Below are 7028 nucleotides of genomic sequence, written 5' to 3'. Positions count from 1 at the left end.
GACTTCAGTCGCGAAAGGGCTTCACCGGTAAAGCCTCATCGCGACTGAAGTCGCTCCTACGGGGGGCGGCACGCGTCACCCTGGTGCGGTAGGGTGAAGCCCGGCGCCCCGACTCCCGCAATGCCGATGCCTGCCACTGAATCCGCCCACGCCATCGCCGCCTGCATCCGCGACGGTTTCGAGGACTACCATGCGCGCTTTTCCGCCATCACCCGGCGCGCGCGGCTGCGCTTCGAGCAGCGCGACTGGGCGGCGGCGCGCATCGACGCGGTCGAGCGCATCGCGCTGTACGACCGGTGCATCGGCGAGTGCATGGCACGCCTGCAGGCCATCGCAGGCAGTACGCCCGCCCGCGGGTCGTGGATGCAGGTACGCGTGGCCTTCGCCGTGCTGGTCGAAGGGCTGATCGACGGCGAGCTGTACAAGACCTTCTACAACACCCTGACCCGGCGGCTGTTCGCCACCCACGGCGTGGACGATGCCATCGAGTTCATGGCGATCGATATCGAACCGTCCGATGCCATCACCCATCCGGTCGCGCGCCACGTCTATACCGTTTCCGAGGCGCGTCCGGCCGATGCCTTCGAGCGCATGCTGGCCGACTACCGCTTCGACGTGCCGTACCGGCACCGCCTGCGCTGCGCCGCCGCCATCGCCGTGCGGCTGCAGGACGACCTCGCGCACTGGGGGCCGGACCCGGTGCGCGCCATCGAGCTGCTGGAAACCGTGTTCTACCGCGAGCGCCGCGCGTACCTCGTCGGCCGCGTGTTCGGCGAGCACCGCTTCTCGCCGTGCGTGATCGCGCTGGTCAACGACGGCGACGGCCTGCGCGCGGAGGCGGTGCTGAGCCGGCGCCGCGACGTGGCGCACCTGTTCGGCGTCTCGCGCAGCTATTTCCAGGCCGACCTGCCCACCGTCGCCGACGCGGTGGTGTTCCTGCGCAGCCTGCTGCCGGGCAAGCCGGTGGACGAGATCTATACCGTGCTCGGCCGCGCCAAGCAGGGCAAGACCGAGCGCTACCGCACCTTCTTCCGCCATTTCCAGCAGCATGCGAACGAGCGGCTGGTGCAGGCCGAGGGCACGCCGGGCATGGTGATGGCGGTGTTCACCCTGCCCAGCTACCCGCTGGTGTTCAAGCTGATCCGCGACCGCTTCGCCTGGCCCAAGACCATGAGCAGGCAGGACGTGGAGGACCGCTACGCGCTGGTGTTCAATCTGGACCGCATCGGTCGCCTGCTCGACGCGCAGCCCTATCGCCACCTGCGCTTCCCGCTGGCGCGCTTCGCCCCGGAACTGCGCGACGAGTTGCTGGGCAGCTGCGCGCGCAGCGTGCGCGTGGAGGGCGACGACCTGGTGATCTCGCTGTGCTACGTGCAGCGGCGCTTCCGTCCGCTCAACCTGTACCTGCGCGAACAGGCCACCGAGGCCGCGCGCGCGGCGGCGCTGGACTACGCCCAGGCCATCGCCGACATGGCGCGCAACGACATCTTCCCCGGCGACATGCTGCTGAAGAACTTCGGCGTATCGCGCCACGGCCGCGCCGTGTTCTACGACTACGACGAACTGTGCCGGGTGGGCGACTGCAATTTCCGCGACTGGCCGCAGCCGCGCAACGCCGAAGAGGCCATGGCCGCCGAGCCCTGGTTCCACATCGCGCCCAATGACGTGTTTCCCGAGCGCTTCCCGCTGTTCATGGGGCTGCCGCATCCATTGATGGAGGCGGTACGCGAGGCGCACGGCGAGCTGTTCGATCCGCAATGGTGGCGCGGCCTGCAGGCCGCCTTCGCCCGTGGCGAGTTTCCCGATAATCCGCCGTATCCGCGTGGGCTGCGGCTGGCGTGAACGCCGGCCCCGGAAACGGTACAGTCGTCGCCGGACCATGATCGACAGGGAGAGCCTCATGTTGAAGTCGTTGCATCGTTGGGGAGCACTGGCCGTGCTGCTGCTGGCGGCCGGTGCCGCATCCGCCGTCGGGCCGGGCGGTGTGCGCAAGCAGGCCGAGATGGGCATGCAGTTGTCGGGACAGATCGATATCGCGCCCGATGGCAGCGTGGAAGCGGTGCGGCTGGATCAGCAGGATCGGCTGAGCGAAGGATTGGCGCGTTTCGTCCAGTCGTCGGTGATGGCCTGGTCCTTCGAGCCGGTGGTCCGTGACGGCAAGCCCGTCGCCGCGCGCTCGCCGCTGATGCTGCGCCTGGTCGGCAAACGGCTGGAAGACGGCAATACGCAGGTGTCCATCCGCAGTGCAGGCTTCGAGACCTACGACCCTGAAAGCAGGACGTCGGTCACTGCGTCGAACATGTCGCCGCCGACCTATCCGCGCCCGATGTACGAGATGGGCGCGCAGGGCGATGTCTACCTGATCCTCAAGGTCGGGCGCGACGGCCGTGTCGCGGACCTCTACGTGGAACAGGTCAACATGACCGTGGTGGCCAGCGAGAGCCAGATGCGGAAGTTCCGTCAGGTGCTGGGCAGCAACGCGATGGCCGCCGCACGCAGATGGGAATTCCGCGTGCCGGCGGCGGGCGCGGAGGCGGACCAGCCGCACTGGAACATACGCGTGCCGGTGCGCTATGCGATCGTCGACAAGGGACGATCGCTGCCGGACGACGAGTACGGCGTGTGGCGCGCCTACATCCCCGGGCCGCGCGAGCGCGCGCCGTGGATCAGCGACGAGGACTGGGAAAACGGCTCGGACGCGCTGGCCGATGGCGGCATCTACATGGCGGGCCGCGGCAAGGGACCGAGACTGTTGACGCCGCTGGAAGGCTGAGCGCGCCGGCGGCTGGCAGCGGAAACGAAAGAGCCCCGCATTGCGGGGCTCTTCGATACATCGGGAATCAGCGCTTCATCGAACCGAAGAACTCGTCGTTGGACTTGGTGTTCTTCATCTTGTCGAGCAGGAATTCCATCGCCGCGATCTCGTCCATCGGGTGCAGCAGCTTGCGCAGGATCCAGATCTTCTGCAGCAGCTCCGGCTCGATCAGCAGGTCCTCGCGGCGGGTGCCGGAGCGGTTGATGTCGATGGCCGGGTAGACGCGCTTCTCGGTGATGCGGCGGTTCAGGTGCACTTCGCTGTTGCCGGTGCCCTTGAATTCCTCGTAGATCACCTCGTCCATCTTCGAGCCGGTCTCGACCAGCGCGGTGGCGATGATGGTCAGCGAGCCGCCTTCTTCAACGTTACGTGCGGCACCGAAGAAACGCTTCGGGCGGTGCAGGGCGTTGGCGTCCACGCCGCCGGTCAGCACCTTGCCGGAGCTGGGCACGACGTTGTTGTAGGCGCGAGCCAGGCGGGTGATCGAGTCGAGCAGGATCACCACGTCCTTCTTGTGCTCGACCAGGCGCTTGGCGCGCTCGATCACCATCTCGGCGACCTGCACGTGGCGCGCGGCCGGCTCGTCGAAGGTCGAAGAGACGACTTCGCCGCGCACGGTGCGCTGCATTTCGGTCACTTCTTCCGGGCGCTCGTCCACCAGCAGCACGATCAGGTGCACTTCCGGGTGGTTGGTGGTGATGGCCGTGGCGATCTGCTGCATCATCATCGTCTTGCCCGCCTTGGGCGGGGAGACGATGAGCGCGCGCTGGCCCTTGCCCTGCGGCGCCATCAGGTCGAGGATGCGGCCGGTGATGTCTTCCGAGGAACCATTGCCGCGTTCCAGGGTGAAGCGCTTGCGCGGGAACAGCGGGGTCAGGTTCTCGAACAGCACCTTGTTCTTCGACGCTTCGATCGGCTCGCCGTTGATGGTGTCGACGATGTTCAGCGCGAAATAGCGCTCGCCGTCCTTCGGGAAGCGGATGCGGCCGGCGATGTGGTCGCCGGTGCGCAGGTTGAAGCGGCGGATCTGGCTGGGCGAGATGTAGGTGTCGTCCGGGCCGGCCAGGTAGCTGGCCTCGGCCGCGCGCAGGAAGCCGAAGCCGTCGGGCAGGATTTCCAGCACGCCGTCGGCGGCGACGCCGTCGCCGTGGCGGGTCAGCACCTTCAGCAGGGCGAAGATCACGTCCTGCTTGCGCGCGCGCGCCACGCCGTCGTGGATGCTGAGCTGCTCGGCGATCTCCAGCAGCTTGTGCGCCGGCATCCGCTTCAGGTCGCTCAGCGAATAGGCCGGGAAGCCTTCGGGCACGTTCGGGTGCGGGCGCGGCACGAAGGTCTCGTTGCCGCCGTCCTGCGGCATGCCGCCATCGTCGCGGAAACGGTCGCGGTTGCGCTCGCGGCGGTTGCGGAAGCGGTCGCGGCGGTTGCCCTGGCCCTGTTGGTTTTGCTGGTTTTGCTGGTTCTGCTGGCCGTGGCGCGACTGATTGCCATCGCCATTGCGCGGCTCGCCGCCGTCCTGGCCAGCCTGGGGGTTGCCGGCCGGCGCGGGCGCCTGGCCTTCATTGCCCGGGGCAGGAGCGGCGGGAGCGGGGGAAGTGTCGCCAGCCGGCAGCGGCAGGGCGGACTGGGCGGGAGCGGCGGGGGCGGAGCTGCTGCTGTCGCCGGCCTCGGTGGCCTTGGCGACGCGCGGCTTGCGCACGCGCTTCTCGACGGGCGCGTCGGCGCTCCCGGTTTCGGAAGGAGTGTTCTCGGACAAGTGCTTGATTCCTCTCGCTGACGTGCGAGCGCCCGATGGGGCGGCGAACTGGTTGGGAATGATCCGGACGAGAACCCGGCCGGAGGGTGCGGCAGGCGAACGCTGCCGGATGTCGCGACACTAACACCGCCGCGCGCGGCGGTGCAAGGTGGCGGGAAACGCCCGTTGGGCCTGCGGCAAGGCTGGCCCGGAGCCGGCGGCCGTGGCCGCCGGCGGGGAAGATCAGACCAGCGCCTTGTCGATCATCTGGCTCAGCTGGCCCTTGCCGACGGCGCCGATCTGGGTGGCCTGGATCTGTCCGTCCTTGAACAGCAGCAGCATCGGGATCGAGCGCACGTGGTACTTGACCGCGGTGGCGCGGTTCTCGTCGACGTTGAGCTTGGCGATCTTCAGCTTGCCGTCGTAGGCGTCGGCCAGTTCGTCCAGCACCGGCGAGATCATCTTGCACGGGCCGCACCATTCGGCCCAGAAGTCCACCAGCACGGGGGTGTCGGACTGCAGCACGGCGGCGTCGAAATCGGCATCGCCGACGTGTAGAACCTTATCGCTCACTTGAGGAGTCTCCTGGGGCAATGCGACGGCCCATGCCGGGTTGGCTGCCGCATTGCGCTAAACTGGGGCATTGCGCGGACATAAAGGCTTGGCCTTGGCGTCGCGCGACCCGGCGCAGGGGCCGCAGTGTGCGACGGTGCCCGATACGATGCAAGCCGCCTGGCCAACCTGGCCGGATGGCACTACCAAGACCGAATAATGAGCGACAAACCGCTGACCGATGTGACTTTTTCCTCCTTCGAGCTGCAACCGGCCCTGCTGGCCGGGCTGGAAGGAGCCGGATTCACCCGCTGTACCCCGATCCAGGCGCTGACCCTGCCGGTGGCCCTGCCTGGCGGCGACGTCGCCGGCCAGGCGCAGACCGGCACCGGCAAGACGCTGGCCTTCCTGGTGGCGGTCATCAACCGGCTGCTGAGCCGGCCAGCGCTGGCCGACCGCAAGCCGGAAGACCCGCGCGCGCTGATCCTGGCGCCGACCCGCGAGCTTGCGATCCAGATCCACAAGGACGCGATGAAGTTCGCCTCCGACTCGGGCCTGCGCTTCGCCCTGGTCTACGGCGGCGTCGACTACGACAAGCAGCGCGAACTGCTGCAGAAGGGCGTGGACGTGATCATCGCCACCCCGGGCCGCCTGATCGACTACGTCAAGCAGCACAAGGTGGTCTCGCTGCATGCCTGCGAGATCTGCGTGCTGGACGAAGCCGACCGCATGTTCGACCTGGGCTTCATCAAGGACATCCGCTTCCTGCTGCGGCGCATGCCCGAGCGCACCACCCGGCAGACGCTGCTGTTCTCGGCCACCCTCAGCCACCGCGTGCTGGAGCTGGCCTACGAACACATGAACGAGCCGCAGAAGCTGGTGGTGGAAACCGACAACATCACCGCCGACCGCGTGCGCCAGCGCATCTACTTCCCGTCCGACGAGGAGAAGCTGCCGCTGCTGCTGGGCCTGCTCTCGCGCAGCGAGGGCGCGCGCACCATGGTGTTCGTCAACACCAAGGTATTCGTCGAGCGCGTGGCGCGTGCGCTGGAGCGGGCGGGCTACCGCGTCGGCGTGCTGTCCGGCGACGTGCCGCAGAAGAAGCGCGAGAGCCTGCTCAACCGCTTCCAGAAGGGCCAGCTGGAAATTCTCGTCGCCACCGACGTGGCGGCGCGTGGCCTGCACATCGACGGCATCAAGTACGTCTACAACTACGACCTGCCGTTCGACGCCGAGGATTACGTGCACCGTATCGGCCGCACCGCGCGGCTGGGCGAGGAAGGCGACGCGATCAGCTTCGCCTGCGAGCGCTATGCGATGAGCCTGCCGGACATCGAGGCCTACATCGAGCAGAAGATTCCCTCCGAGCCGGTCACCAAGGAATTGCTGACCGCACTGCCGCGCCCGGAGCGCGCGGCGCCGGCCGAGGGCGAGGGTGAGGGCGAGGAAAACGAGAGCGTCGGCACGATCTTCCGCGAGGCGCGCGAAGCCCGCGCCGCCGAGGAAGAGCGTCGGGGCGGCGGCCGCAGCGGCGGTCGTTCCGGCGGTGGCCGCGGCGAGCGTCGCGACGGCGAGCGCCGTCCGCGTGGCCCGCGCAAGCCGCGCGTGGAAGGAGAGCAGGTGGCAGCTTCCGCCGAAGCCGCGCCGGCACCGCGTCCGCCCCGCCCGCCGCGTGCCGAAGGTGCGCCGGAAGCTGCGGTCGAGGGCGAGCGCGCGCCGCGCAAGCGTCGCCGTCGTCGTCACGGCCGTCCGGTAGAGGGCGTCGAAACCGCAGCCGCAGCGGCGGCCGTCGGCAATGGCCCGGTGCAGGTGCCGGCCACGCCGATGCGCCAGTCCGGCAACGATAGCGATTCGTTCCTGACCCGCCTGGGCCGCAAGATCCGCCGGATGCTGTCGGGCGACTGATCGCGATGCTGCCGGCCGACGGCC

At 68.5% G+C, this 7028-nt stretch carries 5 protein-coding genes; 3 read left to right on the top strand and 2 right to left on the bottom strand.

All coding sequences use genetic code 11. The features are described 5' to 3' along the window. Positions 1-120 precede the first annotated feature (120 nt). Positions 121-1842: a bifunctional isocitrate dehydrogenase kinase/phosphatase gene (gene aceK / locus QMX80_RS09675; protein ID WP_282276718.1), complete on the top strand. Its 1722-nt coding sequence runs from the start codon at positions 121-123 to the stop codon at positions 1840-1842. A gap of 58 nt (positions 1843-1900) precedes the next feature. Further along, positions 1901-2773: a protein tonB gene (locus QMX80_RS09670; protein WP_282276716.1), complete on the top strand. Its 873-nt coding sequence runs from the start codon at positions 1901-1903 to the stop codon at positions 2771-2773. Between the two features lie 67 nt (positions 2774-2840). On the opposite strand, the gene rho is transcribed toward QMX80_RS09670, so the two are convergent. Beyond that, entirely contained in the window at positions 2841-4568 is a 1728-nt protein-coding gene (rho, locus tag QMX80_RS09665) for a transcription termination factor Rho (protein ID WP_282276715.1), read from the bottom strand. A 222-nt stretch (positions 4569-4790) separates the two neighbouring features. Continuing rightward, on the bottom strand, positions 4791-5120 hold the full coding sequence (gene trxA, locus QMX80_RS09660; protein ID WP_055770820.1) for a thioredoxin TrxA: 330 nt from the start codon (positions 5118-5120) through the stop codon (positions 4791-4793). A 198-nt stretch (positions 5121-5318) separates the two neighbouring features. Here trxA and rhlB point away from each other — a divergent pair, with 198 nt between their 5' ends. Beyond that, positions 5319-7004 carry an ATP-dependent RNA helicase RhlB gene (gene rhlB / locus QMX80_RS09655; RefSeq protein WP_282276711.1) on the top strand — a complete coding sequence of 562 codons (1686 nt, stop codon included), beginning with the start codon at positions 5319-5321 and terminating at the stop codon, positions 7002-7004. The last annotated feature ends 24 nt before the right edge of the window (positions 7005-7028 follow it).

Origin of the sequence: Stenotrophomonas sp. PS02297 (assembly GCF_029959705.1) — a bacterium.
GTDB lineage: Bacteria > Pseudomonadota > Gammaproteobacteria > Xanthomonadales > Xanthomonadaceae > Stenotrophomonas > Stenotrophomonas nitritireducens.
The sequence above is the reverse complement of the archived record's forward strand: the minus strand, read 5'-3'. Positions and strand labels throughout refer to the sequence as shown.

Excerpts from the sequence above, each read along its gene's own strand:
- QMX80_RS09670 (WP_282276716.1), top strand. The coding sequence starts at position 1,901 with ATGTTGAAGTCGTTGCATCGTTGGGGAGCACTGGCCGTGCTGCTGCTG.
- rhlB (WP_282276711.1), top strand. The coding sequence starts at position 5,319 with ATGAGCGACAAACCGCTGACCGATGTGACTTTTTCCTCCTTCGAGCTG.
- aceK (WP_282276718.1), top strand. The coding sequence starts at position 121 with ATGCCGATGCCTGCCACTGAATCCGCCCACGCCATCGCCGCCTGCATC.